The sequence below is a fragment of the Pantoea sp. R13S299 genome (assembly GCF_048515925.1).
GTDB lineage: Bacteria > Pseudomonadota > Gammaproteobacteria > Enterobacterales > Enterobacteriaceae > Pantoea.
On the sequence record NZ_JBLYEF010000012.1, the window covers coordinates 1 to 603 of the forward strand.

Consider the following 603-nt stretch of genomic DNA (forward strand, 5'->3'; position numbering starts at 1 on the left):
GAAGTAGGTAGCTTAACCTTCGGGAGGGCGCTTACCACTTTGTGATTCATGACTGGGGTGAAGTCGTAACAAGGTAACCGTAGGGGAACCTGCGGTTGGATCACCTCCTTACCTGAAGATACCTTCCCGCGCAGTGTCCACACAGATTGTCTGATAAAAAAGTAATGAGCAGGACGGCTGCGAAGTCGTGACACGATTGTGTCCCCTTCGTCTAGCGGTTAGGACTCCGCCCTTTCACGGCGGCAACAGGGGTTCGAATCCCCTAGGGGACGCCACCTGCTTGGTGACAGGTGAAAGGTGTCTCCATACAGTATCTCAAAACCGTTCTGGCTGCGTAAGCACCCGGGCCGCGTTTGAGATATTTGCTCTTTAACAATCCGGAACAAGCTGAAAATTGAAACGACGCACCGCGTCATTCCTCCGTAATAAGGAATGACAATGCGATGCGTTCGAGTCTCTCAAATGCTCGTGACTTACAGCGTTGTAAAACGCCTGTGGGTTGTGAGGTTAAGCGACTAAGCGTACACGGTGGATGCCCAGGCAGTCAGAGGCGATGAAGGACGTGCTAATCTGCGTAAAGCGACGGTAAGGTGATATGAACCG

1 tRNA gene and 2 rRNA genes are annotated in these 603 nt (G+C 52.1%); all 3 read left to right on the forward strand.

The features are described from left to right. A 16S ribosomal RNA gene (locus tag ACN1CO_RS22355) occupies positions 1-111 on the forward strand; the annotation flags it as partial. 89 nt (positions 112-200) lie between these two features. Further along, a tRNA-Glu gene (locus ACN1CO_RS22360) sits at positions 201-275 on the forward strand. A gap of 230 nt (positions 276-505) precedes the next feature. Further along, positions 506-603: ribosomal RNA gene (locus ACN1CO_RS22365) — 23S ribosomal RNA — on the forward strand; the annotation flags it as partial.